Consider the following 24,835-nt stretch of genomic DNA (forward strand, 5'->3'; position numbering starts at 1 on the left):
TTTTGCTGGTGATAACGGCTGTAACAGTTCTGGCTAGCGCGTGGCTTTTAAAGCTTCGTTATCCAACTACCACTTTTTATAAGTCCGTGCAGCAAGGCTAGCGTTAAACCAGCACGTTTGATAAGTTATACCCCGTGCTACGCGCCAGCACTTACCCTTTCTAGCTTCTTAACTCCCATTTTAGGCCTTTCAGTTAACGCCCGACAGCATAATACCAGTTATGCCTCCCGTTTAACTTGGGGCGTAACTAAGGTTGCACCCGCATCAACTTATAAAAAGTGAGAGTTGCGGCATGATTCCCCCGATGAAGCGCTTCTCTTAATTCTTGTCGCTCTTGACCGACTACTATCGTATTGATCGGGGAAAACAGTCTGGACAGGGGTGAAACAGGCGTTGGTAAAATATTAATCGAGTATCAAAGCCTGCTTAGGGCGGGGTGGCAAATCCTCGTTTTAGGCTTGCCACCCCGCCCTAAAACATTGCTCTATAGAAGGAACACGAACGGGAACCAGCGGGTAACGACTACCTCACGCTCAAGTACGCGGGAACGGTAGCTGCGCGAGCGAGATGTAGCCCTCGTGGGTAGGCGAACAGACTGGGCAAACAGCGGCGCCCGCCAGTACCCGCTGTTGCTGCCGCGGGCGCGCCCGACCGTGCGCGCCCGCGACGAGCCCACCGCCCCCGACATTATGCTCCAGGGACTGATTGCGCCCAGCGCCGGGGCGCAGCGGCTCCAAGCGCACTTTCGCCACGGCCCTTTTGCCGAGCAGCTACTCAGTTCGAGCAAGCCGCCCACTGGTGCAGTCTAGGATTGTGTCTGGTCCCCTACGGGGGCCTGCTCGCCGCCGACGTACAGGCCGGCGAAACGGTGCTGATCAGCGGGGCAGCCGGCTCCCATGGCGAGCGCGGCCGTCGCCGTCGCGCTCGCCATGGGAGCCGGCTGCGTGGTGGCCCCCGGTCGTAACGAAGCGGGCCTGGCGGACTTGACCCGCCGCTTTGGTCCGCGGGTGCGTACCGTCGTGCTCAGCGGCGAGCAGGAAACGGATCAGCACCGCATGCGGCAGGCGGCCCCGGGCCCCATTGATAAGGTGCTCGATATCTTACCGCCCTTGCCCGATGCGGCCCCGGTCCGCGCCGCCGCCCAGACCGGGCGCCCCCACGGCACGGTCGTCTTGATGGGGGGACTGCGCGTCGGGCTGGAGCTGAACTATGCGCACCTGATGCGCCATAGCATTACCATTCGTGGGCAGTACATGTATCCGCGGGACGCGCCCGCTCGGCTGGTGGCCCTGGTCCGGGCGGGGTTATTACAATTAGATAACTGGACGGTAACGACCTTTCCGCTCGCGCAAGCCAACGAGGCGGTCGCGCAGGCCGCTCGAAGCGGTCGGGCCTTCCAGACCACTGTTTTGCTCCCTACTCAGTAGACGGACCGCGGGGGGTAGATCGACAGGTGCGGCCTGAACGGGCACCTCATCAACCAGTAGCTGCCTAGGTTCGAGCCACGGCTCGTAAGCTAGCGGGCCCTAACAGAGGGTGGCAGTATTAATTGCTCTTACTCTATCTCAGGATAAGGTCCTCGGGCTAGGGGCTTGGTAGATTTAGACGACCCAATCAGGCTGGGTCGTCCAATAAAATGCTCCAATTACCGGACTGGGTCTTGTCCTAAAATAAGATGATGACCCGTTTCAGCTGATTTGATGTTTGGTCAGCTTTCTTGCGATGAACGCGCAACGAACTAGAGGCAACCGTAATGAGTGGCTTGAATCCGGTAACTTTGCCGCATGCCCAAGCCGGAAAGCCTCGCCGAATTCTATCAGCACCATTTCCAGGAGCTACCCGCGGCCCGGCCCCTGGAGCGGGGGCAGGTGAACGTATTCCGGCTCGAGGACGTGCTGGCCCCCAGTGCGCAACCGGTCCAGTACAGCCGCCGCGATTTCTTTAAAATCACGCTTATCCGGGGCCGCAACGCGTATCACTACGCCGACCGAAGTTTGGCCATAGCGGGGCCAACGCTGCTGTTTTTCAACCCCCAGGTGCCCTATACCTGGCAGCCCCTCTCCAGCGACACCACCGGGTTTTTCTGCATCTTTCGCCAGGAGTTCTTTCACGGCTGGGGCAACCCGACCCTGACCGAGCTGCCGCTGTTTCAGCCCGGCAGCACCCCCGCCTATCCGCTGACAAGCGCGCAGGACGAAGCAGTCAGTGCGCTCTACGAGAAAATGCTGGCCGAACTTGACTCCGACTATCCCCTCAAGTACGAGCTGCTGCGCAGCTACGCGTCGGAATTGATTCACTTCGCCCTCAAGCTGCGGCCCGCCGAGGCGCGCTACCAGCACCCCGACGCCAAGTCGCGGCTGGCCGCCGTGTTTCTGGAACTGCTCGAACGGCAATTTCCCATCGAATCGCCGACGCGCCGGTTTGCCTTACGCTCGGCCCGCGACTTTGCCCAGCACCTGGCCGTGCACGTCAACCACCTTAACCGCTGCGTGCGCGCTACCACCGGCAAAACGACCACCGACCATATCGCCGAGCGCGTGGCCAGCGAAGCCAAGGCTTTGCTCCGGCATACGGACTGGAACATTGCCGAAGTCGGCTACAGCCTGGGCTTCGACGAGCCGGCCAACTTCAACTATTTCTTCAAGAAGCACACCGGCCTAATTCCCTCGGCTTTTCGGCGGGTTTGAATTTCATAAGTATTGGCTTGAATCTAATACGCACCTACCTGGGTGGGTACCCGACCTTTGTCGTCGTTAACGAGCAATTCAGCTAACGCGCAAACTACCACCCCTAGCATGGACAACCAACCGAAAAATTCGCAAGTCTGGTTTATTACCGGCGCCTCCAAAGGCTTCGGCCTCGAATTGGTGAAACAACTACTCGCGCAAGGCCACCAGGTAGCGGCCACTTCCCGCCAGGTCCCGGAGCTGCGCCAGGCAGTAGGCACGGCAACCGCGCACTTCCTGCCGCTGGCCGTGGAGCTAAATGCCGAAGCCAGCGTGGGCGCGGCCCTCGCGGCTACGGTGCAGCAGTTCGGCCGCCTCGACGTGGTGGTCAATAACGCCGGCTACGGCCAACTCGGCAGCTTAGAGGAAGTGAGCGACGCCGAGGCGCGCGCCAACTTTGAGGTGAACGTGTTCGGCACGCTGAACGTCATCCGGCAGGCCATGCCCTACTTGCGGCAGCAGCAGCGCGGGCACCTTATCAACTTTTCGTCGATTGCCGGTATTCTGGGCAGCTTCCCCGGCTGGGGGGTGTACTGCGCCACCAAATTTGCGGTGGAAGGCTTATCCGAAGCCCTGGCTGCCGAAGTAGCCCCGTTCGGCGTGAACGTAACGGTGGTAGCGCCCGGCTACTTCCGCACCAACTTCCTGCAGTCGGGCTCGCTGCAGCTGGCCGCCGACAAACTACCGGACTACCAACTCGTGCGGGACAACGAGGCCTACCACGAACAGATACGCCAAGCCCATTCGCAACTCGGAGACCCGGCTAAAGGGGCCGCGGCCCTGATTCGGCTGGCGGCCGCGCCCAACCCGCCCGTGCACCTGCTGCTCGGCGCAGACGCCTACGGCATGGCCGACGTTAAAATCAAGCACCTGCAGGACGATATGGCGCACTGGAAGGACCTCTCGCTCGCAACCGCTGCCGAGCCGAGCCACGCGTAATTGTTCCCAGAAAGCTCCCCTGGACGGGTCCTGGGTGCCGCAGCCACTCTAGAGGGAGGATAAACCCGGGCCCGGGTCCGGCGCAGAGCACGCGCTGGACCCGGGACTTCTTCTTTCCTTATTCTAGACTGCCAGGCCGTTAATCTAGGGCAACTGCCCCGTAGCAACGTTCTCGGCGGCGGCCAAAGATGCCCTGGCCGAAGAGTTGACCAGCTTGACCCTGGCCCTTGAACGCTTGCCGGACACGCCTTTCGTGCGCAGCACCGTCTGGATTTACTTTCACGGCTACCCCGCCGCCACGGTATAGCACGGGGGCAAATCCGCGGGCGCCAACGTGATTGGTATGGAAATCAACGCCCTGCAAGGCGGGCTCGATGCCGCCTCGAAACAGGTGCTGATTCAAGCGTTTACGGAGGCCATTCGAAGGCAGGCGGGTATCACGCCGGGCGACCTCGTGCCCGTATATATCCTTTTCCGGGACGTGCCCGCATCGGACTGGGGCGTTTTTGGGGCGACCATCACCCTGCCTGATTTACAGAATCCACCGGCCGGGGCGGCGGCTATTTAGCTGCGCTAGTAGCTGGAGCTAGCGCCAAGGCGGCAATTTCGGTAAGAACGCGGCGGGGCAAGCAGGGTGGGTCTTCACCCGAAGCCCTAGACGACGCTGCTACTTTCGCCCATCACCAAATAGAAAATGCAGGGCCTCATATTCGGCAATAAAGGGCACCGACATATGGCTCTCGTCTTTGTAATATTTGCCCTGGTACTTCAACCCATTGTGCTTGTTGTTTTCAAAATAGCGCTGCAATTGTAATACACTCCGCATATGCTTGGTGTCCTCGGTTGTATCCGTTCGTACGCTGTTTAGATCCATACCCTTCTCTGCCGTGTTGGCTATGCCTAAGTAGAGGGAGGTACCGTGAAAACGCCTGGTTTCCAGCGCCCGTTTTGTTTCTGTTAACAGGGTTTGCTTGTCCCACCACATACTGGGATCAATGCAGATATAGGAGTTAAATAGATGGGTATGGTGCACGAAGATTTGCATCACGGTCAGCCCTCCTAATGAGTGGCCAATCAGCAGTTTGTCGGGTTGGGTTGGATAGTGCCGGTCAATGTAGGGCATCAATTCCTTTTCAATAAACGAAATGAAGGGTTCGCCTCCCCGCTCGTTTTGCTGGTACCAGGCGCCCAAAAAGGTGGGTCTGTGGTGACATGCGTGGGGGTTAAATCTTTTCTTCGGTCCGGATGAAGCAGGCCGACCACAATCATTTCCGGACAAACCGTATTGTAATTGGTGCTCAGGTATTGCAGCATACTGGTCGTCGAAGCAAACTGAGCATCGGCATCCAACAGATACACCACCGGGTATCGTTTTTTGGCCGCCTCCTTGCCAGAAGCAGCAGTGGGCACATGCACATAAAATTTTCTCTTTTCCCTCAAGAGAGTGGACTGGATACTGTCTGTTTGGCCAAGGACTAGTTGATTGCCGGGCTGCGCCGCACCGGGCAAGAAGATAAAAACAGCGGAAAGGAAAAGAAGAAACTGTTTCATGGGTTTAGCTGCTTATCAAGGGTGGACAACCTACCAATTACCGCTACTGCTTGCCGCGGCGCGCTCTCCCTGGTACGCAAGATAGGAGCGTAAAGCAGGCCAATGGCAGCCTGCTTTACGCTCCTCGGCGCCTTCGCTCCTACTGCGTGAAGCAAACCCAGAATTTCTTTTTACTATCCTGCGTGCTAGGCTCGAGCCGGTTGCTAGTCCAAAGCGCAGGGAGCTTCCTGTCCCCCTCTCTCCGTGCAGACCGCCTTGCTCAATGCCAAGCCGTTGCACGTCTTCGGTTTTTCGGCTCCTAAGGCACCTTACAAAAGGTCCTCTGTGAGGTAGCTGATATCTTGGTTCCCCGAAGCAGTGATGCCTCTCCCAAGGTAAAGGCTGATGATCTCCCGAACAGGTGCGTTTTGGAACCACTGACCAGCTCAGGGTAGGTGGCCCGTCGCCATGCTCGAGGGAATAGTGGTTGGCTGGTTTTTCGCGCCGAACGAAGTTCGCGCTCCGGGTTCGCCGCGAGCACCGAGACTTCTTGCCTCCTAATTACCCCTGCCGCCGAGTTGCGATCCTATCGAAACTTAACAACGGTTGTGTCATTATAGCCCACCCTTCGCTCGAGGCTCGTGTACGAGTCATCTTTGAACTCATCGTAATACTTGCCGGGCACCCGGTAGCGGTTAGTGGTAAGTTGGGTGAAGCGATAGGTCCGATTCGGGAGGAGTTGGACGGGTCGCCGAAAGCGGATGGTTTGAGTGGCTCGGCTCGAATCCGAAAAGATAGATCCCCCAAACCAGCCGCCCTTGTCCAGGGCCTGATACCCAAAGCTGATGTCGGTTTTACCGTGCTTGCTGGTGTTGACATCGAGCCAGACCGTTTTGGGAGGGGTAACGGCAAAGTCGATCTGCGTGGTCGTGCCCCGCGCCGCCTCCGGATGAATGTCCGATCCCCGCTCGATGTCATAGAGGGGAGTGGGTTCGACAGGACCACTTCGTAAGCGGCAGAGGAGGGCGCGTCAAACGACAGCCGGTAGTGCCCGGCCGCATCGGTCTGGGTCGCCGTTAAGGAATCAATAAAAGGGCCGCTCCACGTACTCAGAACGCGGTAGACGGCAATCGAGACGGCCGGGACGGGTTGCCCGAGATACGGATTGCGCACCGTGCCTTCGACCACTGTCAGGGAGTCATCCTCGAACTCACAGCCGGAAACCAGCACCGAGCAAACGCCGACGAGTAGGTGAACGAGGAACGGGCTCTTCCGCTTAGGGAGTAGATGACTCTGGGCGGCGATACAGCGGCGAATCAAGTGAACGGGGGAAGCATACGCGATAGAGAAGGGATAGCAAAAGGAAGCACTGACAAGGCCCGGGAAGTCGGCCGTCGGAACGAGCAGCCTAAGAGCAACCGAAGGTACTGGTGCCTGCAACAGTACCGCTGCCAAATAGAACTGCTAACAGACTTGCCAAGAGCTGCTTTCGAAGCAGGATAACACTCACTACAAGCGCCTTACGCTTAGGAATTCCAACTTTGTATCGGCTTTGCTGAATCTGCTGAAAGCGGCCCTACAGCCTCCCGGTCACTACGTGGGAGCAATAAGCTCGTCGTTGCGTTTTTCAACTGACTGTTCGACAGCTGTCCAGCCCGCACTTATCCGGTCAGTTGGTAACGAGTGACCCGCCCTGAAGGAAGCACTATACCGGTAGGCAGCCCTTTCTCGTTGTCAGGGCGCTTACGCTATCTATTATCGTTCTATGTCGCTTACCGAGGGGGCTACGATCTTCTTTTGGGGCCTGTTGTGGGCGGGTTTCTGCATTGGTCTGTGCCTAGGCCCCTGGCGCGCGGCGCCTCGCCTGCTGGGCTGGGCGGCGGTAGCGTGTGTCGTGCACCTGTATACCTTGTGGCTGGTGCCTCCCTGGACGGTGTGGGTGTACTGGCTCGGCTTGGTGCCCGTCACGTGGCTGCGCGAGATGGCCTGGCCCGTGCCCTTGAACGGGCTAGGGAAGGGAGCCGGGGTGCTCTGCTCGTTGGGGTGGGTGTACCTGTGGCGGCGAATTACGCCCGCGGCAACCGGCCTGGTTCGGCCAGCTCCCGGGTCGGTACGGGCCATCGCCCCAGCTGTGCTGGTCGTGGCCGCCGGCGTACTAGTCGAAGCCTACGCCTCGCGCTTCGCCTTTCTGCCCTTAACCGCCATCCAGCACCTCTACTACCTGACCTTACCCGGTTTGGATGAAGAGTTGTTTTACCGCGGCGCGTTGCTAGGGCTGCTCGCCCCGGCTTGCCCCGCACATTGCCTCTACTCGGCACGCGCACGAGTTGGGGCGGGGTGGTGGGGTGCTGCTCTTCACTCTAGGCCACGGTCTAGGCTACCCGAACGTCTCTTTGAGCTGGGCTGCGGGGCGGACTTCTGGCGCTACGTGCGGGCCTGGTGGTCGCCCACTCATTTCCCGCTGCCCACGGTGCTGTTCCAGTTGGGGATGGGCACCTTTTTCTTGTGGGTACGCGAGCGCACGGGCTCGGCCTGGGTCGCCGCGTTCGTCCACTGCCTGGTGAACGGCTGTCTTTCCCTCGGCCATGCTGCCGGGTAAGCGAGTCGACCGCTTTAAGGGGCCTTTGTAAAATGCCAAATGGGCAGGAAGCTCTCTGAACGCGAGGGGTCCAGGTAAACCAACAGAGCGTTGCCGCTCTGCTCGACAAGTGGTTTAAAAAGCGTTTAAGGTCAGGCCGGCCTTAATCTTGTTATACGCACCGGTACCGGTCGCCAACAGCGTGACCTTCGAAATAGGCCACCTTGCCCGGCAAGTAGGGGACGATGGTCGGGTTACTCTCTCCCACAATGGCTTCTCGCGCTTCGTCAAGGTGCCTGGTCGTCTCTCATGCAACGGTTCGTAAGCGGAAAGCGCATAACAGGTCGTTGGAGCATATTGGGCCAAAGCAGAAAAATGTAGAGTACGGTCGCCTTATAGGACGTCCTGGCCTTTGCTGGTATACAGTTTTGCTGGTTCCTCTTTGTTAAGTGATTGATAATTGCACTTTTAAAAATGGCGCGTTATTTTCTGTAGTTCGGTTTGAATTTCCTTTTGCTTGTTTTCGCCCGCCAGTAAAAAGGAGTTTTTAGTGGTGTTCATTTTGTCTTTCGTAAGAGCGATTTCCTGGGATACCTGGTTGATTTCGGCTTTTAGGGTGATTAAGCGTTGGGTAAGGGTTTGCAGTTCCTGCGCTTTGTTTTGGAGCAATTCCTCCTTGGGCCGCACTTCCTTCTGGTACTGCTGCGCGTGGGCGCTTTGAAAGGCATTTAAATCCCGCCCAATCAGGTTCAAGTATTCCTGGCCGGTGGAGACAAGCTTTTCTTTGGTGAGGCCGGTGCTTTTTAACGCGTTGTAAGCGGTCTGGTACTTGAGGGCTTCGTCCTGAATGTCGTCTATGTCGATTTTGCTGTCCACAAACTCTTTGAAATCAGTTCCCTGGAACAAGGGGTTGCGGGCATTCGCTTCATCAATCAACCGTTCAAAGTACTGCTGGTGTTCGGGCAAAGGTTCCGTGATGGTGCCTCCGACCGAATAGGTGGGAACATGGTCTGGAATAGTGATGGGGGTGGCGGGGCCATTAATTAACGGATGCTGGGCATTCTCGGGACAGCAGGTAGTGGCGGGGGCAGGAAGGAAGGCGTAGCCGGCTGCGGCGTCGCAACCGGCGCAGTTGCCGGTGGATTCGGTTTTGCCGGTCCTGGCTTGGCATCGTCTTCAAACTCCACAAACGGCGTCAACAACTGCTTTAAGAAACTCATGGCAAGAGAGCTTATTGGTTGAGGCTTAGCAGGAACCCGATGGTAAAGTTGGCATCCCAGTCAAACACAAAGGTGTCGGTACCGGTCGCCTCGGCCAAGCCTTTGTAGATGTTCAAGCCCGAGGCCATTTTCTTGTCCGCGGCCTGGTACGCCCCGGGCGCCTTCAGTACGGTATATCGTTCTTCTCCTTGACGGTGCTGCTTGGCCAGGGTGAAGGGCACCCCACCCAGAATGAAGCCTACATTCCGCTTGTTCTGCGGCACTTTAGCGGCCAACGTTTTCACTTGGTTGTATACTTGCTCATCGGCGGTTCCTTTTTCGTAGTACTTGGCGCCGGGCAACTCGATGGATTGCAGGCGGCCATTCTCCTGCCAGGAGATTTTGGTATTACCGGAGCCAATGTCTACCAGGAAAGAATTATCGGCGAAGGTGGGGGGAACGGTGGCACTGAAGCCGAATTTGCCTTCCTGCTCGGCGGTTACATTGTTCACCACGTACCCCATCTTTTTCAGCTCATTGCTGATGACGGCGGTTTTGGGGGCTTTCTGAGCGCCCGAGGAAATCACGAAGTGCATATTTCTGTTCGCCACGCCTTTGTCGAACATGGCCGCCAGGTATTTCTTGAGCCCGGCTCTGATATCATCGGTAGTAGCTAGGCCTTCGTAAGCCAGGGATTCGCCAAAATCTTTAGAGACAATCTCCCAGCGTTTCTGACGGTCCATGTTGATGACGAAGGAATTAAAGCCCGTGGCTCCTACTTCCACTACCCCCGTAGCGTGCCATTCTCCGGTTTTTCGGGCGTGTAGCTGAATGCCCGGGTTTCCTCGGTAGTGCCGGCCGCAGAGGTAGTAGTGGAGGGAGTTGAAGCAGCCGGTACCTCCGTGGTATTGTCCGTGGTTCGGTTGTTACCGGGCAGGCTGGGCGAGGTGGTAGAGGAGGTAGCGGTGTCGGCATTGCCCCGGTCAAACGAGGCTTGAGGGCGAAATAGCCCAGCACCCCAATGATCAACAGAACGACAATAATCCCTAGTGGCTTGATTTTCATCTTGGTAAATGTTAGTGCGTTGTAAGGTTATTTTCCCTCTCAACTTCTCGGTTCTTTCTTGTTGCTGGCGACCGTAGCGGCGCTACTTATTGGCCATGGTAATCACCACCACCCGGCCGCCTTCTTCCTTGGACAGCAAGAGTTTCTTGCCGTCGGTGAGGTCTACCATGGTATTCACGGGTATCTCTTTGTCTTCGGTGAGGTCTTTCAACGAGGTGAGCTTCTGGTTTACCAATACCCACTTATTATGGTGGAAGGTAAAATACCCCACCGGGGTCTTTTGCTCGTCCGTCAGTTTTTCATTTCTTACCACGTGCCGGTTGACGTGCCACTGGAACAGGTACTGGTTGTGGTAGACCATGAGGCGGTGATTCTCGGGGCGCCAGACGGTGGGCTTGAACTCAAAGTACAGGTCCAGCACGGGCAGCGTGCCGTGTACCGGCGTGCCGCAAAACGGACACTTGGGCGAGGTGGTATTATCAAACACAAACCACTTCTGCTGGCATTTCGGATTGCTGCAGGGCTGCATTAGATCGGTGGTCTTGAGTAGGGCCTGTTCCCATTGGTCGGCATTAGGCCGCTGGTTGGGGTCGTGCAGGCCGGTTACAAAAGCTTGATCGAATAACGCCTTCAGGTAGGGGCCGGTAATGGTGTAGGGTAACTTCGTTACATCCGCCCAAGGCAGCGTCCACTTCGACACCTGATCCATTTTAGGCCGGTTAGAGTGGTCGGTCGGGTGCTCAATGAACAAGGCCTTCTCCCCATCGACAGCAGATCGTCTTGTTCCGTATCCAGGGAGTTGACCTTGCCTCCTTTCAGCGGGTGCCGGTAGAGCAGGTACAAGTAAATCATGACCGGCAGGGCATGCAGGTCGGTGGTGCGGTTGGCGTGCTTGCGGGTAGGGTCGCGCAGTTCCAGGTGTTTGGTGGCCAGTACCTCCGGCGCAATAAAATCGGCGGTGCCAATAACATCGGGGGGTATAAACCCGGTACGACCAGCCCGTCGATGTCAATGATGGTGGCGGATTTACTGACCGGATCAATTAAGACGTTTTTATAGGATAAATCGGAATGGGCGAGACCGGCGGCGTGCAGGCGTTTCACTCCCCGGGCAATTTTCACACAGATCTGGAAATAGCTAAGCCAGTTGCCTAACTCACTGTCATCCAAACGCAAGGCGAACTGAGGATTCCGGAACTTGGCCGAGGCAAACCACAAGCCTTGTTTCTCTTTTCCTTTGATGCCTTCGCTGGTAGCGTAGCCTTGCTTGAAAAAGAAGTTCTTGTTATAGGTCGGCACCACCAAGCCCACTTTCCCGTCGGCGGTTTCCACCATGTCGGTCGGCCAGCAGTACAGCTCTTTGTAGTATTCGCCGCCTTCCCGATTGAAGAAGCTATCGTAATACTGCGTCACCAGTTTCTTCAGCCGTTCCCGGGAATTGTAATCCTGCTTGTCGCGGTAAAAAGCAATTACGTAGGATTTATCGGGCCCGAAATAAACGTCTTTCATGCCGCCGCGCATGGGCTCGCCATTATCCACGTACGGGTAGGTTTTACCGGGCGTGATGATGGACGGCACCGACTTCGCGGGTTGACCGAGGTTACTGGAAAAGGTGGGGCTACTGCTTTGGCTCACAGGTTCAATTCTATAAATTGTAAGTAACCTAGTCGAGATTCGGTTGCCAGTTACTTGGTAGGCAAGAGCTAGAAAACGATGGCCAGCGTTCGGTCGTCGTGATTGCCGGAACTCCAGAAATCCATCCAGCGGGAGAGTTGCGCTTCAATGTCGGGGTTGGTGGTGCTCAGTTCCACCGTGGCCTTATCCTCATTCTGCCCCTGTAAATCAGCCAGAAACTCCTGCCACTTGGCAATGTTAGGCAGGTTCGCCTCTACCACGAACTTAGGATCATAGATGCCATCGGACATCATGATCAGGTACGAGAAGTCGTCGATCAGCTTAAACCCGAAACGGGTAGCGAACTTTTCATTCTGGAAAATCTCGGGCATGGTGATAAATCGGGTACCGCCCCGAATTCGCCCACGTCAATCCAGTTCATAAGCGTCACTTCGGTTACGTCTTTGCTGAGCACGGCAATGGGGCAATCACCGACGCCAAAGGAAAGCAAGGCGTACCCCACGTCGTACTTCTTGAACAAAGTGAAGATGAGCGTACTGCTCAAATCTTTCAGCGTGACCTCCTGCGCCTTGGCGAAGCTTTCCAGTTGTTTATGCACCTGAAAAGCCGCTTTGCCCAAGTTATTGTAGACGAAACGGTTCAGGTTTTTCTGGGTGTCGTCCCCGGTTTGGCTGGCGTGCTGTTGGAGTAAGTCGTCAAACTCAATCATGCTTTCTACCGAGGCGGGGTCCAGAAAATAGTTGACCACGCCGGCACAGACCAGCGCCGATCCTTTTCGGGATAGTTTCGCACTCCCGGCCCCATCCGACACCACCACGACATTCCAGCCATTGGGCAGCTCCTTATAGGCAAAGTCATCTTCCCGGAACGAGCCCACATTGGCGTGGGAGCGTCCGCGTTTAGAAGAAACCAGCAGGTGCCGGTCCCCTAGTGGCGAGAACAAAGTGACCTCGTCTTCCTTCCAGTAAGGATCGTTCTTGTCGCTCGCCAGGTTTTTCCAGAGGCCTTTGGGGTCTGGGTTGATGATGAGCGGAATGTCTTTTTGGTGAAATGGCGCTTCCTCCGGTTGTCCTTCCACTTTGAAGTGAATTGAAAACTTGAGGTCGCCGCTTTGGGTGGGAACCCCGGTAAGCTGGTTGTTTTCGGCGCTGTAGGTCAGCCCGAGGGCTTCCAGACCTTCTATTCGAAAGGCGATAAGGTCGTTCCAACCGTATTGCTCGAAGTCAAAGGGAGCCGCGTAAGGCTTGCCCACGGTAGCGTTGGGAATACGAATGGGCTGTTGCACGATCTCAGCTATTCTGTCCTCGGTTTTCCAATTCGCCATGAGCTGTTCCTGGTTTTTGCTGAGTTGGTGGAGAATGGCAAGGTTCTGTTCTTCCTCTAAAAAGCGGTCGAACAGCTGCATCCGGTGCTCGGGAATGGTAATGCCGTTGCGGTTGAAAAGATCAGTCACCAGTTGTTTTGCATCGGCCATTCCTGCTGTGGGGCTTACGGTTTTACACTCTTTTTCGGTGGGCTCCCTCTTAGCCAACCCGGTTGCCGTTCAGGCTACCCGGTAGGCTTTGGCTACCTGCTTGGCGTTGGTCGCTGAGCCTACTACTGCAGAAAACAAGGAAGAGGCTAAAGGAAGATATCTTCCCGCCTCTTCCTTGCCTGGTGCGGTGCTACTCGCTTAGGTAACGATATTCAACTCCGCAGGAGGTGGAGGTAGTTCGCCCATGCCGGTCACTTCTTGGCCGCCATCCTCCACCTTGGTAGAGGAAACGCCAATGGAAGCACTCACCCAAGTAAAGAACTTGGCAATGCTCTGGCTGTCGGCGGTATCCAGGCTGACGACATTTTCCGTGATCTGCTTTAACAACGCCGAATCGGCGGCGCTACCCGCGGCGCAGGCCACGGTAAAGGCGGTTTTCCGTTTGCGGAATTCTTCCAGGCCAATCTGCCAATCATCGGTGGGAATACCATCCGTCATGATGAACACCAGGGGTTTCCAGTCGCCTTTTTGCTCGGCCGTGGTTTTCGTTACCTCATTGTCCATGCAGGTGGAAACCAATTTCAGCGCCTCGCCTAAGCTGGTAGTGCCGGTAGCTCGGATGTCCACCATCTGAAACGAAGCCAAGTCGGTTAAGGGCACCACTTGTTTGGCCTCGCTATCAAAGGTGATGATGCTGATGAAGGCCGTCTCAATCGCCTGCGGATTCTGCCGCAACGAACTGATCATAACCTGAACCCCATTTTTAACTGCTTCAATGGGCTCGCCGGTCATGGAACCAGAGGTGTCCAATACTAAATAGACGGGTAGTCTCCTCATCGTTTCAGGGTTTGAAATGTTGTTGATAAACTCTGCAATTCTAGCGGCTCGCGCAAGCCAGAAACCGAAGCCAATTCTACTGCAGAAAAGGGCTCTTACGCTACAGACTGTATTCTACGCGTCATTTTCGAAAAACAGCTATAATGTCCTGTCTTCAAAAAATTAGCAGTTGAAATGCTTAACGCACGCCCGTGGGCAAGGTTTTCCAGTAATATAAGGAAGGTTTGACCTTTACTCTTTTCGCCCGTTAGGGCATCGGTTAGGGCCCAAGGACCTGGAGAAGTAACCTAAAGGGGGGTTACAGTTAATCTCCTGAAACCGAGCAGTATGCTTTCTGCTCTTTCCTATTCATAACTAAGAAACGGAATCCAGCCGACTTGTCCACTAACCGGCTTTTGCGACTGCTCGCCGTACTAATTTGGATTCACCTGCTAAAACGATTTACCTTAGCTCGGTGTCCATTCTCTTAGGCAACCGCCCTACCCTTAGGAAGGGCGGTCCCCGTTTTGTTTTGCTGCTTTATCGGTAGATCCCACCGTTCGCTTACTTCCGTTTCTTCCCTCCTCGCCCCGCCATGAATACCCTACTTCAGACGCCTCTCCTGGCTCCGGCTCCGCAGACCGCGCCTTATTTCGGGGTCTTGGATGGCTTGCGCGGTATTGCGGCCGTGGCCGTGGTGCTCTTCCATTTCATGGAATTCGCCGTGCCCAATTACGCCGACAACTTCATTGCCCATGCCTACTTCGCCGTCGATTTCTTCTTCTGCCTCTCTGGCTTCGTCATCGCCAGCGCCTACGATGCGCGGCTGGCAACAATAGGCATCCGGGCGTTTCTGCTCCGCCGCCTGATTCGCCTCCACCCCCTGGTGCTCGTCGGGTCCGTACTCGGATGGCTCAGCTTTCGGTTTGATCCCTTTAGCGACCTGTATGCAACGTACGCCAACAAAAGCGGACTGCTCTTCCTGGCCTCGTGCCTGATGATCCCGTATCCGCTCGTGCCCGAACGCTACTTTAATCTGTTCCACCTCAACCCGCCCACCTGGTCACTGTTCTGGGAGTACGTGGCCAATGTGGCGTACGCGCTCGTGCTGGTGCGGCTGCGCCCGCCCCTGCTCGCCGTCTTGACCTTCCTAGCGGCCATCGCGCTCTGCTATGAGGCCCGCACGGCCACGTTTCTCGGGGTGGGCTTTGGCGGGGATACGTTTGGGGCCGGCGCAATTCGGATGAGCTATTCCTTTTTGGTCGGGATTGTGGTGTACCGGGCGCGGTGGATTCTGGTTTCCCGCCTCGGGTTTCCGCTGATCGGCCTGTTGCTGGTTGCCGCCTTCGTCTTGCCCTTCTCCAAGCCGGTGAACTGGCTCACCGATTCGGTGGTCGTGCTCTTCTACTTTCCTTTATTGGTCGCCCTGGGCGCCGGGGCGCCGCTCACGCCGCGTTATGCCCCGCTCTGCCGCTTTTTAGGCGCCCTCTCGTATCCGCTCTACATGGTGCACTACCCCTTCTTGTGGGTGTTTCTGAGCTACGTGGAAAAGTATAAGCCCTCCCCGAGTTCGTTTGCTGTCCTGATTCCGCTCGGCCTGCTTTTCTTAGTGCTATTGGCCTATGGGACGCTGGTGCTGGTAGATGCGCCGCTGCGAGCCTACTTAAATAGGAAACTAACCCGTAAGCAGCCCCTTGCATGAGGAGCGGTTGCTGGTTGCTAGAGCCGCCCGGCTCATTTCCAACAATCATCCTGCCGCTCGCCGGGCAGGCGTGAGGAAGTCGGATGAAGGGAGACAAAAGTGCGCTTTTCGTAGAAAAGCTTTCCCAAGGGGTAACTAGGCGTTTACCCAGGCGCTATGTCAGCCTTGCAATGCTTCGTTGTCGGGTCCCGGATAGTAGAGCAGGGCAGCAAAAAAGGGTCTGTGGCCCTTGGCCACAGACCCTTTTTAATACTCCAAAATACAAGCCCATTAACACCTTATAGTAGGTCGTGGTTGTGGCAGAACTCGCCGCACGAGACTCATACGATCGAAACAAGACGGATGAGCCACCAGAAAGCTGCGAAAAGGGGCTTTTTCTGCCACCTGTTCACCTCGTTCGTCAGCCCCCCAAGCCGGCGTGAGACTTCTGCCACAGCCCCAGTGCCTTCTTGGTCACTCGTGCACGGCCAGCGGGCATTGGTATGCCTACGAAATGGTCATCCGTTTATCTCGTGTACCCATTTTTTACTCCAGGAAAGTAAACTCGCTGCCTGCTACTACCCTACGTAACGCTCTTCCTTCAGCCTTGCCTATAGAGGTGCTGGACCGTTACTTCCCACTGGGAGGGGATGGTCTTCTCATTCTGTCTTTCCTTTCAGGCTGGCATAGATGGCCATGGCATGCCCATGTCCCAGCTCGAATTCTTCTTTGAGCCAGTTCGTGATGACCGTTGCTTTAATCGACTCAACCAAGTGCCCGTCTTTTACGAAGCCTTTTGCTTCCGCGAGTTGCTTGAAGTCGTCAGGCCCTTTGCCCGTCTTGGCTTGGATGTTGTCGAGGTAGGCTTGAAAAGACATGGCTTTAGTTTTCTAAATGAGGTGAGCTAAAAGAGTTAAGCGGGTACCTCTGAAAATTACGAGCAGGTTTTTCGGCGCGCTAGGCTACGCACTGATAAGGGCCATGTGGACCTGCCATGCCTGTCGGGGATACCCGCCCGGAACTAGGCTCCGTGAAAATTACGGACCGTGAATTTAGACCTGCAGACCACGGTTGAAGAGTAAGTCGTATCGTGATGGGAAGTTCTCGTTGCAATGGGCAGCAAATGCAGTTAAGTTAGGAAGGGGTGCTGTTTCGCGCTCAGTTGGGGTATAGTAGAGCGCTATATCCCCGCCCCGGAAGACTTTGGTTTCAGTGGGTTTAAGCGTCATTCGCTCGTTTGGATTCTCAAACAGCAGCAACCCGCTTCCCCAAAATATCACCTAAGCTAACAGAATAGAATTGGGTAGGTCCTTGGGTAATAGCCAGCGTAGTAAGCCAGCGTTCGCATTTGCCTGCTTTAGCTTAGGGGCTGATTGGGGGTACCCTACTCTACTGGACAAGCATCTCTACTGGAGTGGCCAGATAATGCAGAACAGTCGGCATAAATGCAGCCGGATTGTCGAGGTTAGCGACCTAGCTCGCGTTGGGCACCACTGCACTTTGCGCGCCGGGCACGAGTTGTTGCAGCGTTTCATTATCCTGCGGGCGGTCGACTCGCGCTGCCCAGCCAGCAGCGGCACTCGCACCGGGTGAGCTTATAGCCGGGGCACGAGCGAGTGACCGCGCAGTGGGCGGGGCTCGACGGGCGGCGGTTGCCCCATCGCCCTCTCTGGCCCCATCGGGCGCAGAAGGAGCCGCACGAACGGAAGCCTGGCCCGCTTGCTTTCTACAAAGGCCTCACCCACCGAATCCTAAAGGCAGCGGTGCTGCGCGCTTGCAGGTTGCGCGATTTCGATGCGACGACGCATACTCTCGGCTTCGGAAACGGGCTGCTTGAGGCGCCGTCAGCAAGGAATGCTGCCTAGCTAAAGTCGCTTCGGCTACTGTCGCTCCTGCCGGCCAGTGGTAAACGTACGCCGGAAGGCCGAGGGGGTAGTACTGGTTTTGGCTTTAAACAGGTTGCTGAATGATTGGGCGTGCTCGAACCCCAACTCATAGGCAATCTCGCCCACCGTGAGGTTGGTAACTGCTAGGCGCTCTTTTGCCCGCTCAATGAGCCGGTGGTGGATGTGCTGCTGGGCATTCTGCCCGGTAAGCGAGCGCAGCGTGTCACTCAGGTAGCTCGGGGTCATATGCACCTGCTCGGCCAGGTAATGCACGGTCGGCAGGCCCTGTACGAGCGGCTGCTGGGCGTCGAAATAGGCATCCAGCAACTCCTCGACCTGCTGGAGCAGGGCGCGGGTGGCCGGTCGCCGGGTCAGAAACTGCCGCTGATAAAAGCGTTGCGTATAAGTCAGCAGCAAGTCGAGTTGCGCCAGCAGCACGTCCTGGCTTAGCGCATCGAGCCGGCTGTTAAGCTCCTCCGCCATACTCCCGAATAGGGCCACGAGAGCGGCCTGCTCTTTCTCGGAAAGGTGCAAGGCTTCGTTTGTGGCGTAAGAGAAAAAGCCGTGCTGCTTGATAGTTTTAGCCAGCGGGTAGCCCAGCAGAAAGTCCGGATGCACCAGCAGCACCCACCCCCGTTGGCAGCCCGCCTCCGACGAGCCGCCAACGCCCAGCACTTGGTTCGGCGCCGCCAGCAGCAAGCTGCCGTCCGTGAAGTCGTAGCGCCCTTGCCCGTAGGCCAGTTGCCCGGCACCCCCGGTTTTGAGCGCAATCTTGTAAAAGCTCAGCACGTGGGGGCCGTGCGCTGAGGCGGAGTGCATCGGGTGGACGTTCGCATCCACTAGGCTAATCAGCGGGTGTTGTGGCTTGGGTAGGCCCAGCGCCTGGTGCGCCTCGGCCAGGGAGGCAAAGCGGAGCGGACCGGTTTCGGGTTTTTTCATGGGCAGCAGAGCCCCGGCGGCGAGGCGTGGTGGCGCTTGCCGCCGGGGGCGAAAGACCGAAGATAGCGCGAAGAAAGTTACCTCCGCGGTTGCCAACTACCCAGTTAGCGGGACTGGCGGGCCGGGCCCTGCGCGGCTTCCGACACGGCTGCCCACTGCTCCCAGCCGGCCAGCCGTTCGGCGTAGGCGGCCCGCACCCAGGGCAGGTTCTGGCTGCCCAGGAAAAAACGGAGCGGTGGCTCGGGCGCATCCACCACGGCAAATAGCGCCGCGGGCGTGGCCTGCGGGTCACCGCCTTCGGACCCTTTCAGGCGCTCCATAACCTGGGTGCGCAAATCGGTGTACACGTCCAGGGCAGGGGCAACTTTCAGCGACTGCTCACTGCCGAACTCCGTGGCGTAGGCGCCTGGCTCCACCAGCGTGACGCGCAAGCCAAAGGGCTTGATTTCCGCGGCCAGGCTGTCGTGAATTGCCTCGAAGGCCCACTTCGAAGAGCAGTAGTAGCCAATCAACGGCAGGCTCACCAAGCCCAGCCCGCTGGAAATACCGATAATGTGCCCGCTGCCCTGCGCCCGCAGCAACGGCAGGGCGGCCTGGATGACGGACAGGGTGCCAAAAATATTCGTTTCGTAAAGCGCCCGCACGTCGGCCGCGGGGGCTTCTTCGATGGTGCCCACCAGCGAATAGCCGGCGTTATTGAGCACCACGTCGAGCCGCCCGAAGTGCGTGTGCGCGTGCGCCACGGCCGCTGCCACCTGCTCGGGTTGGGTGACGTCCATCTCCAGCGGCAGCACGTTGGGTCCGTAGATGCCCGACAGGTCGGCCAGGCTGGCCAGCGTGCGAGCCGTGGCAGCCACTTTATCGCCGCGCTGCAGGGCCGCCTCGGTCCAGATGCGGCCGAAGCCCCGCGAGGCGCCGGTGATAAACCATACTTTGCCCGGTGCGGTGGCCGCGCCATTGGCCGTTGTTTGCTGTGGTGCCATGAAGTGTTTGGTTGCGTGAATAACACGGCAAAGATTGCCAGCGGCAGCACCTGCTATTGTAGGCGAATCGGGGAATAGCGTAGGCAAAACAAGGTTTATCCCCTTAGACGATGTTAAGACTTCTTCGCCCGCTACGAGGGCAGCGATACCACAGCTTTTCGTCAACAAACCCATAGCTCAAGCCCTAACTTCGCTGCTATTCGTAGCCAACTCATCCCCTTCACCCCCGCCTTTTTACTCCTCGTTCCTTTTTCTTCCCAGGGCTAATTCGGCTTGGTAATTTCGTTGCGCACTAGCTAGCCGGCAGGAAGCATATTATCGTATCGTTGAAAGTCCCAACACGATTAAAAAAGAAGGGGCTACGTGGGGCCCGACGACCAGGTAGCTGCCTCGGTGGGACACATTCGGAACCTGCCCGTGGGCGGGGACGACATGGGCATCGACCGCGAGCATGGCCACGCCCTGAAATACGTCGTTAGTGACGACAACAAGTCGGTGGTGGCCAACCTGCGCCGCCTGGCCAAAGCCGGTATCCAGCGTATGTATCGGGGTAGCGCAAGAGTAAGAGCACAAATTCGCGTTAAAGCTGGACTGTCGGATTTAACGTTTTGAGCGTCTCGCAAAACGCTCGTGGCTGTTGCAGAAGGCCACTCCTTGCCTAAGCGGCCGTCACTCCCGTCTAGGGTAGTGTAGAAAACCGGCCATAATGCGGCTGTTTGCCCTGTTTCTATGGCCTCTGGTGTCTGGTTTGCCAGCGCTTGCTTTCCTCAAAGCAGGGATCCCGAACCACATTGGATCCCGCCGCGCTGGTTGTAGCTAGTCACATTACGCTACGTGACTGGTGCCGCCTTCCGTTTCCCGAACCGTCCACTACTCCCTCGTCATTGCTGCACGTACGCCCTTTTCGTTTGGGTCCACCATCTACCTCAACCCGGACCGCCACGCTGCTGGCAGTGCTGCACCACCAGCATGCGCACGTGCAGCAGTGGCACACGGTGGATGTGTTGCTCAGGTAAGTAGCGCTGTCTGCCGCTTGGTGCAACCCGACCGCGTAGCTGCAGTGTCTTGCGCGACAATCTCTTATACTTGGCAGACTAGGCCGCGCTGCAAACGGGCTCAGACCGGGGCGTGACCTGCTAACTTTAATTTCTGTCAGGAATAGCTCTGCCTTAGCTCTCTTTTTCAGTGCCTTGGTATGTTAGTAACTATAGTTTGTGAGTGTTACGTATAGATTCTATGAAATAAATAATGGTGTGCGTAAACGCATTCGGATTGTCGAGATTAGCGACGTGGCCGGCATTGGGCACTACGGCCACTTGCGCGCCGGGCACGAGTTGTTGAAGCGTTTGATTGTCTTGCTGGCGAGCAACTGATTCACGGGCGCCAGCCAGCAACAGCAACGGCACTTGCACCGGGTGGGCGCGGAGCTGGGGCACGAGCGAGTGGCCGAGCAACACCCTAGGCTCCACGTGCAGCGGCTGCCACATCGACCAATCCTGCACCATTTGGCGCAGCAAGGGTGCTGACCGGACGGAATCCGGCCCGCTTGATTTCAATAAGGATGCTAGCCACTGGGCTTTGAAAGCGGTAGTGCCACGCGCTTGCAGCTGTGTGATTTCGGTGCGGCGGCGCGCCACCTCAACTTCCGTGATAGGCTGCTCGGGTCCCGGCCTAGAGTAAATACTGCCACTGCATGACACCACCGACAGCACGTTTTCGGGGTGCAGGGCCATGAAGTCGACGGCCACAAAACCGCCGAGCGAGACCCCCACCAAGTGGGCTTTGGGAATATGCAGGGCTTGGAGCAACTGGTACAGATCGTCGGCGTGCAGGAATTGCTGACCTTCCACGGGCACCGACGATAGGCCGTAGCCACGCATATCGTAACGAATAACCCGGTAGTGCCGCGCCAGCGCCGCCACTTGCGGGTCCCACATGCGCCGGTCAAAGGAATGGCCGTGCAGCAGCACTACCGGGGCGCCGCGCCCGATTTCCTCGTAGTACAGCTGCGCGCCAGGAATAGCAATTTTACCTTTCTTGCTGGCTAGCGCGGCCGTGGTTGGGTGGGCTAGCGTTTTGGGCGGCACAGCTGATGCCTGGGCGCAGGCCAAGCTAGGTAGCAGCGCCAGCACCGTGCAAGAAAGCAGGAGCCGGAACCAGTGTTGTAAGCGTGAAGGTGAGGACATAAACTGACTGATGGGTCGACTTCTTAAAAGTTGTTTGAGCTAGTAAGAAAGGCCACTAAATCGACGTAGAGACGCCTACTTGCGTCTTGTCGTTGAACAAAACCGTTCGGCCGGCGCGCTCGGCGAGACGCAAGTAGGCGTCTCTACGTGGTTCTGACGACTCGTTCAGTTACCTCAGCCATCTTATAAAGACTAACGCTTGAAAACCTTGTCTAAAAAGGCCGCGGTGTAGTCTAGCGTTGGCGCAAACCACGGCGTAAACAGGGGAAAAGTATGCGGCGTATCAGGGAGCGTGTGCACCTCGTGGTAGATCCGAAAGGCGTCCAGCTTTTTAAGCATGTCTTCCCGGCCGGCGTGCATCCAGTCAACGGAGCTGTATATTTTTTAGCGAACTCAGACGAATGCACAACAGGAAAAAGTAATGTGTCTCATCAACTGGGTAGCATGAAAATTATCACTTTTCCGGTTTATAACAAATCTCTTGTAAAGCACCTTTTTTGAGCCACTAACTAGGATGTTTCAAGGAAATGGGGCTATACTTTACTAGAGCTTACTTATTAAAGTCGCTTTATGCCGTTATCCTCCTGGTTGCTCTTCTGGCTGTGTTTGCTGCTGTACTCGTGTACCGATCGGGGAGAGTCGTCTGCGGTGGCGCAACCGGCTCCTGCTTTGTATGAAATAACGCTCGATTCCACTATACACGGCTACATCGAACGCTATATTACCCAAGTTCATGTAGAGAAAAAGAGAGCGGTGGTCGCCCTTTCGTGGATGGGAATCGATGCCGGGCAATGCGTGTATCTGAGTCAAGTGAGCATCCACCCTCAAACGCAGCACCGCTATCCCCATTTTTGGGCGCGTCACCGAGACTATCTAGTCTTTGTCTATGACACAAAATATCCTACCCTCTTGGTTAACCCTCGGGCTCTACATCAGGAAATCGACCGGGTGCTGCAGCAACACAACCTGCAACTCATGACCCGCACCGATTTTATCGATGAGCCGCTGCCCTGGCGCATTGTCGAGCGGGGTAGGCAGGTGCGGATTGATACGGCCAAAAGGCTTCCCCAAGTCTACTTTGGCCGGAACGCTCCTCTCTAGGATCAAGCATCCTGGTCTTGTCTGTCCTGCTATTGGAGCGTTTTTTTGAACAAGATGATGTTGTTTCGTCCACGAAAACGCTCGATTTACGAAACGCCTAGCCGAGTACCTGTCCTGAAATAGATTACGAGTTATCAGAACCGTCACCCTGTTTCAGGACAAGACAGGCTAGACAACACGATAGGCTGGTGATGAACTAGGCGTAAGCAGCACTTAGCCCTGCGGTACGCCCCGTAAAAAGCTCCCTGGAGTCACTGTTTCGCGCAGGGCACCAACCCTGGTATGGCATAGTGGATTAGCAGGCGGGAGAACCTTTTCATTCTTGCGCTGGTTTTCGACACATCAACTCATGCGCATGTGTTATAGATATTTCCTACCTTTGCCACATGGATACCAAGTCTCTCGTCAAATTAGCCAAATCCCTGGGTGACCCTACCCGTCTTCGCTTGTTGCAGGAAATTGCAAAAGGGGATATCGCCGTGTGTGCCGACTTGTTTCAATACGTGCCCATCAGCCAGCCCTCGATGTCCCAGCACCTCAAAGCCCTCTCCGAAGCGGGCTTAATTGAGTCGCACAAAGAAGGCCGGAATATGCACATGTCCATCAATGCCGACAAGCTGCGGGAGTTGGAAGACTTCCTGCAACTGCTGAAACCGGCTAGTGCTAAGCTGTAACTAGCTCCTTGGCCCGTCGGCGGTATTGCCAACGGGTTTTTGCTTTAATAAAACATAATTAGTTGCTTATGTATTTATGATACGTACTTTTGCTAAAACTTAGTAAGAAGGGTAGCCGCTGCCAGCAAAGGCTTTTGCCTCTGCTTTTTTTTTGCCTTATCACATAAGTACATGCTTATTAGTTGATGAATTAGCATCATTTCGTCGCCTTTCACCGCACTTACCACTTCACCCACTACCCTCGTCTGGGTCGCTTTTTACTGATGAAACTATCTTCTCTTTTAGCCGGCAGCGTGCTGCTGGCGGGCTGCGCGGAGCAGCAAGCCCCGCAACAAATACTGGCCCCCCAGCCCTACCGGTACAAATACTGCATACCAGCACTGAAACCACGTATCAAGATTACCCGGCTTCCATTGAGGGCGTCGTCAACGTGGAGATTCGACCGCAGGTAGCGGGGGTGCTCGATCGTATCCTAGTGGATGAGGGAGCAGCCGTACGCAAAGGTCAGCCGCTGTTCAAAATCAACGACGCGCCCTACCGGGAGCGGCTGAATAATGCGCTAGCGGCTCAGCAAGCGGCGGTCGGGGCTGTGACCAGCGCGCAAGTGGAAGTCGACCGATTCGCCCCGCTGGTGCAGAACAAGGTCGTGTCGGAGGTGCAACTGCAAACGGCGCAGGCGGCCCTAGTTATAGCGAAAGCCAACTTGCAGCGCGCCAAGGCCGAGGTCAGCAGCGCCCGCATTAACCTCGGCTACACGACCATTAGTGCGCCAGTCAGCGGCTTTCTGGGGCGGCTGCAAACCAAGCAGGGCAGTCTGGTAGGCCCCACCGATGCCCAAGCCCTAACCCAACTCTCCGATGTGCACGAGGTGCATACCTACTTCTCGCTGGGGAAGACGACTTTATCACCTTCCGCCAGCAGTACGCCGGCCGGACGTTGCAAGACAAGCTTGCGCACTTGCCGCCGGTGGCCCTGGTGCTGGCCGACCAAAGCACTTACCCCACGCGCGGCAAAGTGGACATGGTCGACGGGCAGTTCAACAAAACGACGGGGGCCGTGACGCTGCGCGCCACCTTCCCCAATGCCAATGGGCTGCTGCGTTCGGGCAACACGGGCACCATCCGACTGGCCCTAGCGCACCCCAATGTGCTGCTGGTTCCCACCGCTGCTACGGTCGAGCTGCAGGACCGCGTGTTCGTGTACGCGGTGGGCGACAGCAACCGCGTTAGCCGTCAGGCCATCACTATTCAGGGCAAGAGCGGCGCCAACTACCTGGTGAGCGAGGGCGTGAAAAACGGCTCCCGCATCGTGCTGCAGGGGGTGGACCACTTGCAGGAAGGCCAAATCATTCAGCCCACTCAGGTTCCGAAGGCCAGCGCCGCCGTGCCGGGCAAGGTCGCTGCTCAATCCGTTCAGAATTAATC

General features: G+C 56.7%; 29 protein-coding genes and 2 pseudogenes. 14 read left to right on the top strand and 17 right to left on the bottom strand.

The genetic code is table 11. The annotated features are described in order from the left end of the window. The first annotated feature begins 578 nt into the window (after positions 1 to 578). From MUN86_RS26545 to MUN86_RS26560, 4 genes are all read left to right on the top strand, one after another. A complete protein-coding gene (locus MUN86_RS26545; RefSeq protein WP_245126814.1) occupies positions 579 to 809 on the top strand; it encodes a hypothetical protein in 231 nt (76 codons plus the stop codon). Positions 810 to 896: 87 nt separating this feature from the next. Beyond that, positions 897 to 1,427 carry a zinc-binding dehydrogenase gene (locus MUN86_RS26550; RefSeq protein WP_245126815.1) on the top strand — a complete coding sequence of 177 codons (531 nt, stop codon included), beginning with the start codon at positions 897 to 899 and terminating at the stop codon, positions 1,425 to 1,427. Between the two features lie 357 nt (positions 1,428 to 1,784). Then, complete coding sequence (locus tag MUN86_RS26555) at positions 1,785 to 2,687, top strand: helix-turn-helix domain-containing protein (RefSeq protein WP_245126816.1); 903 nt, start codon at positions 1,785 to 1,787, stop codon at positions 2,685 to 2,687. A 108-nt stretch (positions 2,688 to 2,795) separates the two neighbouring features. Next, complete coding sequence (locus MUN86_RS26560; protein ID WP_245126817.1) at positions 2,796 to 3,665, top strand: SDR family NAD(P)-dependent oxidoreductase; 870 nt, start codon at positions 2,796 to 2,798, stop codon at positions 3,663 to 3,665. A 139-nt stretch (positions 3,666 to 3,804) separates the two neighbouring features. On the opposite strand, the gene MUN86_RS26565 is transcribed toward MUN86_RS26560, so the two are convergent. Continuing rightward, complete coding sequence (locus MUN86_RS26565; protein WP_245126818.1) at positions 3,805 to 3,975, bottom strand: hypothetical protein; 171 nt, start codon at positions 3,973 to 3,975, stop codon at positions 3,805 to 3,807. A gap of 33 nt (positions 3,976 to 4,008) precedes the next feature. On the opposite strand from MUN86_RS26565, the gene MUN86_RS26570 reads away from it, so the two are divergent. Further along, positions 4,009 to 4,233, top strand: a complete 225-nt coding sequence (locus tag MUN86_RS26570) for a tautomerase family protein (protein WP_245126819.1) — start codon at positions 4,009 to 4,011, stop codon at positions 4,231 to 4,233. Between the two features lie 99 nt (positions 4,234 to 4,332). Here the strand turns inward: MUN86_RS26570 and MUN86_RS26575 are convergent, their stop codons facing one another. Next, positions 4,333 to 4,857: an alpha/beta hydrolase gene (locus tag MUN86_RS26575; protein ID WP_245126820.1), complete on the bottom strand. Its 525-nt coding sequence runs from the start codon at positions 4,855 to 4,857 to the stop codon at positions 4,333 to 4,335. Then, positions 4,788 to 5,216: an alpha/beta hydrolase gene (locus MUN86_RS26580; RefSeq protein WP_245126821.1), complete on the bottom strand. Its 429-nt coding sequence runs from the start codon at positions 5,214 to 5,216 to the stop codon at positions 4,788 to 4,790. Before MUN86_RS26580 ends, MUN86_RS26575 begins: the two co-directional genes overlap by 70 nt. A gap of 1,744 nt (positions 5,217 to 6,960) precedes the next feature. Here MUN86_RS26580 and MUN86_RS26585 point away from each other — a divergent pair. Together MUN86_RS26585 and MUN86_RS26590 are read left to right on the top strand one after the other, a co-directional pair. After that, on the top strand, positions 6,961 to 7,794 hold the full coding sequence (locus MUN86_RS26585; RefSeq protein WP_245126822.1) for a CPBP family glutamic-type intramembrane protease: 834 nt from the start codon (positions 6,961 to 6,963) through the stop codon (positions 7,792 to 7,794). 148 nt (positions 7,795 to 7,942) lie between these two features. Beyond that, complete coding sequence (locus MUN86_RS26590) at positions 7,943 to 8,098, top strand: hypothetical protein (RefSeq protein WP_245126823.1); 156 nt, start codon at positions 7,943 to 7,945, stop codon at positions 8,096 to 8,098. A gap of 143 nt (positions 8,099 to 8,241) precedes the next feature. Here MUN86_RS26590 and MUN86_RS26595 read toward each other — a convergent pair whose 3' ends face one another. From MUN86_RS26595 to MUN86_RS26630, 8 genes and pseudogenes are all read right to left on the bottom strand, one after another. Further along, complete coding sequence (locus tag MUN86_RS26595; RefSeq protein WP_245126824.1) at positions 8,242 to 8,739, bottom strand: hypothetical protein; 498 nt, start codon at positions 8,737 to 8,739, stop codon at positions 8,242 to 8,244. Positions 8,740 to 8,816: 77 nt separating this feature from the next. Next, positions 8,817 to 8,993 carry a hypothetical protein gene (locus MUN86_RS26600; protein WP_245126825.1) on the bottom strand — a complete coding sequence of 59 codons (177 nt, stop codon included), beginning with the start codon at positions 8,991 to 8,993 and terminating at the stop codon, positions 8,817 to 8,819. An 11-nt stretch (positions 8,994 to 9,004) separates the two neighbouring features. Further along, positions 9,005 to 9,757, bottom strand: a complete 753-nt coding sequence (locus MUN86_RS26605) for a hypothetical protein (protein ID WP_245126826.1) — start codon at positions 9,755 to 9,757, stop codon at positions 9,005 to 9,007. Continuing rightward, positions 9,757 to 10,080 (bottom strand): hypothetical protein, encoded by a 324-nt coding sequence (locus tag MUN86_RS26610; RefSeq protein WP_245126827.1) that lies wholly within the window; start codon positions 10,078 to 10,080, stop codon positions 9,757 to 9,759. The genes MUN86_RS26605 and MUN86_RS26610 overlap by 1 nt, the downstream gene beginning before the upstream one ends. Positions 10,081 to 10,119: 39 nt before the next feature. After that, a pseudogene (locus MUN86_RS26615) lies at positions 10,120 to 11,614 on the bottom strand (helix-hairpin-helix domain-containing protein). 125 nt (positions 11,615 to 11,739) lie between these two features. Then, the gene (locus tag MUN86_RS26620) at positions 11,740 to 12,042 is read right to left on the bottom strand and encodes a hypothetical protein (protein ID WP_245126828.1); all 303 of its coding nucleotides are present in this window, start codon (positions 12,040 to 12,042) and stop codon (positions 11,740 to 11,742) included. Continuing rightward, complete coding sequence (locus MUN86_RS26625) at positions 11,988 to 13,145, bottom strand: protein phosphatase 2C domain-containing protein (protein WP_245126829.1); 1,158 nt, start codon at positions 13,143 to 13,145, stop codon at positions 11,988 to 11,990. The genes MUN86_RS26620 and MUN86_RS26625 overlap by 55 nt, the downstream gene beginning before the upstream one ends. A 198-nt stretch (positions 13,146 to 13,343) precedes the next feature. Next, a complete protein-coding gene (locus tag MUN86_RS26630; protein WP_245126830.1) occupies positions 13,344 to 13,982 on the bottom strand; it encodes a vWA domain-containing protein in 639 nt (212 codons plus the stop codon). A gap of 574 nt (positions 13,983 to 14,556) precedes the next feature. Between MUN86_RS26630 and MUN86_RS26635 the strand changes: the two genes are divergently transcribed. After that, positions 14,557 to 15,663: an acyltransferase family protein gene (locus MUN86_RS26635; protein ID WP_245126831.1), complete on the top strand. Its 1,107-nt coding sequence runs from the start codon at positions 14,557 to 14,559 to the stop codon at positions 15,661 to 15,663. A gap of 638 nt (positions 15,664 to 16,301) precedes the next feature. Here the strand turns inward: MUN86_RS26635 and MUN86_RS26640 are convergent. The 4 genes from MUN86_RS26640 to MUN86_RS26655 form a co-directional block, all read right to left on the bottom strand. After that, a complete protein-coding gene (locus tag MUN86_RS26640) occupies positions 16,302 to 16,520 on the bottom strand; it encodes a DUF4287 domain-containing protein (protein WP_245126832.1) in 219 nt (72 codons plus the stop codon). A 174-nt stretch (positions 16,521 to 16,694) separates the two neighbouring features. Further along, positions 16,695 to 16,922 (bottom strand): hypothetical protein, encoded by a 228-nt coding sequence (locus MUN86_RS26645; protein ID WP_245126833.1) that lies wholly within the window; start codon positions 16,920 to 16,922, stop codon positions 16,695 to 16,697. Between the two features lie 600 nt (positions 16,923 to 17,522). Further along, entirely contained in the window at positions 17,523 to 18,467 is a 945-nt protein-coding gene (locus MUN86_RS26650; RefSeq protein ID WP_245126834.1) for a helix-turn-helix domain-containing protein, read from the bottom strand. A gap of 104 nt (positions 18,468 to 18,571) precedes the next feature. After that, on the bottom strand, positions 18,572 to 19,450 hold the full coding sequence (locus tag MUN86_RS26655; protein ID WP_245126835.1) for an SDR family NAD(P)-dependent oxidoreductase: 879 nt from the start codon (positions 19,448 to 19,450) through the stop codon (positions 18,572 to 18,574). A 363-nt stretch (positions 19,451 to 19,813) separates the two neighbouring features. On the opposite strand from MUN86_RS26655, the gene MUN86_RS26660 reads away from it, so the two are divergent. Beyond that, the gene (locus MUN86_RS26660; protein WP_245126836.1) at positions 19,814 to 20,062 is read left to right on the top strand and encodes a hypothetical protein; all 249 of its coding nucleotides are present in this window, start codon (positions 19,814 to 19,816) and stop codon (positions 20,060 to 20,062) included. Positions 20,063 to 20,334: 272 nt separating this feature from the next. Then, positions 20,335 to 20,466 (top strand): hypothetical protein, encoded by a 132-nt coding sequence (locus tag MUN86_RS31430; protein ID WP_280640666.1) that lies wholly within the window; start codon positions 20,335 to 20,337, stop codon positions 20,464 to 20,466. 189 nt (positions 20,467 to 20,655) lie between these two features. Here the strand turns inward: MUN86_RS31430 and MUN86_RS26665 are convergent, their stop codons facing one another. Together MUN86_RS26665 and MUN86_RS26670 are read right to left on the bottom strand one after the other, a co-directional pair. Beyond that, complete coding sequence (locus MUN86_RS26665; RefSeq protein WP_245126837.1) at positions 20,656 to 21,636, bottom strand: alpha/beta fold hydrolase; 981 nt, start codon at positions 21,634 to 21,636, stop codon at positions 20,656 to 20,658. A 192-nt stretch (positions 21,637 to 21,828) separates the two neighbouring features. Further along, complete coding sequence (locus MUN86_RS26670; protein WP_245126838.1) at positions 21,829 to 21,975, bottom strand: alpha/beta hydrolase family protein; 147 nt, start codon at positions 21,973 to 21,975, stop codon at positions 21,829 to 21,831. Positions 21,976 to 22,545: 570 nt separating this feature from the next. Between MUN86_RS26670 and MUN86_RS26675 the strand changes: the two genes are divergently transcribed. The 4 genes and pseudogenes from MUN86_RS26675 to MUN86_RS32025 all read left to right on the top strand — a co-directional run bounded on the left by MUN86_RS26675 (position 22,546) and on the right by MUN86_RS32025 (position 24,833). Continuing rightward, positions 22,546 to 22,737: a hypothetical protein gene (locus tag MUN86_RS26675; RefSeq protein ID WP_245126839.1), complete on the top strand. Its 192-nt coding sequence runs from the start codon at positions 22,546 to 22,548 to the stop codon at positions 22,735 to 22,737. Positions 22,738 to 23,123: 386 nt separating this feature from the next. Beyond that, positions 23,124 to 23,411: an ArsR/SmtB family transcription factor gene (locus tag MUN86_RS26680; RefSeq protein ID WP_245126840.1), complete on the top strand. Its 288-nt coding sequence runs from the start codon at positions 23,124 to 23,126 to the stop codon at positions 23,409 to 23,411. A 430-nt stretch (positions 23,412 to 23,841) separates the two neighbouring features. Next, positions 23,842 to 24,255 (top strand): annotated as a pseudogene (locus MUN86_RS32810) (efflux RND transporter periplasmic adaptor subunit); the annotation flags it as partial. 92 nt (positions 24,256 to 24,347) lie between these two features. Continuing rightward, positions 24,348 to 24,833 carry an efflux RND transporter periplasmic adaptor subunit gene (locus tag MUN86_RS32025; RefSeq protein WP_502592245.1) on the top strand — a complete coding sequence of 162 codons (486 nt, stop codon included), beginning with the start codon at positions 24,348 to 24,350 and terminating at the stop codon, positions 24,831 to 24,833. Positions 24,834 to 24,835 lie beyond the last annotated feature (2 nt).

It is taken from the genome of Hymenobacter volaticus (assembly GCF_022921055.1).
Classification (GTDB): domain Bacteria; phylum Bacteroidota; class Bacteroidia; order Cytophagales; family Hymenobacteraceae; genus Hymenobacter; species Hymenobacter volaticus.

Bases quoted from the DNA above. Each gene is read 5' to 3' on its own strand.
- MUN86_RS26550 (WP_245126815.1), top strand. From the start codon at position 897: ATGGCGAGCGCGGCCGTCGCCGTCGCGCTCGCCATGGGAGCCGGCTGC.
- MUN86_RS26555 (WP_245126816.1), top strand. From the start codon at position 1,785: ATGCCCAAGCCGGAAAGCCTCGCCGAATTCTATCAGCACCATTTCCAG.
- MUN86_RS26560 (WP_245126817.1), top strand. From the start codon at position 2,796: ATGGACAACCAACCGAAAAATTCGCAAGTCTGGTTTATTACCGGCGCC.
- MUN86_RS26570 (WP_245126819.1), top strand. From the start codon at position 4,009: ATGGAAATCAACGCCCTGCAAGGCGGGCTCGATGCCGCCTCGAAACAG.
- MUN86_RS26580 (WP_245126821.1), bottom strand. From the start codon at position 5,216: ATGAAACAGTTTCTTCTTTTCCTTTCCGCTGTTTTTATCTTCTTGCCC.
- MUN86_RS26585 (WP_245126822.1), top strand. From the start codon at position 6,961: ATGTCGCTTACCGAGGGGGCTACGATCTTCTTTTGGGGCCTGTTGTGG.
- MUN86_RS26600 (WP_245126825.1), bottom strand. From the start codon at position 8,993: ATGAGTTTCTTAAAGCAGTTGTTGACGCCGTTTGTGGAGTTTGAAGAC.
- MUN86_RS26620 (WP_245126828.1), bottom strand. From the start codon at position 12,042: ATGCCCGAGATTTTCCAGAATGAAAAGTTCGCTACCCGTTTCGGGTTT.
- MUN86_RS26625 (WP_245126829.1), bottom strand. From the start codon at position 13,145: ATGGCCGATGCAAAACAACTGGTGACTGATCTTTTCAACCGCAACGGC.
- MUN86_RS26630 (WP_245126830.1), bottom strand. From the start codon at position 13,982: ATGAGGAGACTACCCGTCTATTTAGTATTGGACACCTCTGGTTCCATG.
- MUN86_RS26635 (WP_245126831.1), top strand. From the start codon at position 14,557: ATGAATACCCTACTTCAGACGCCTCTCCTGGCTCCGGCTCCGCAGACC.
- MUN86_RS26640 (WP_245126832.1), bottom strand. From the start codon at position 16,520: ATGTCTTTTCAAGCCTACCTCGACAACATCCAAGCCAAGACGGGCAAA.
- MUN86_RS26650 (WP_245126834.1), bottom strand. From the start codon at position 18,467: ATGAAAAAACCCGAAACCGGTCCGCTCCGCTTTGCCTCCCTGGCCGAG.
- MUN86_RS26655 (WP_245126835.1), bottom strand. From the start codon at position 19,450: ATGGCACCACAGCAAACAACGGCCAATGGCGCGGCCACCGCACCGGGC.
- MUN86_RS26665 (WP_245126837.1), bottom strand. From the start codon at position 21,636: ATGTCCTCACCTTCACGCTTACAACACTGGTTCCGGCTCCTGCTTTCT.
- MUN86_RS26670 (WP_245126838.1), bottom strand. From the start codon at position 21,975: ATGCTTAAAAAGCTGGACGCCTTTCGGATCTACCACGAGGTGCACACG.
- MUN86_RS26680 (WP_245126840.1), top strand. From the start codon at position 23,124: ATGGATACCAAGTCTCTCGTCAAATTAGCCAAATCCCTGGGTGACCCT.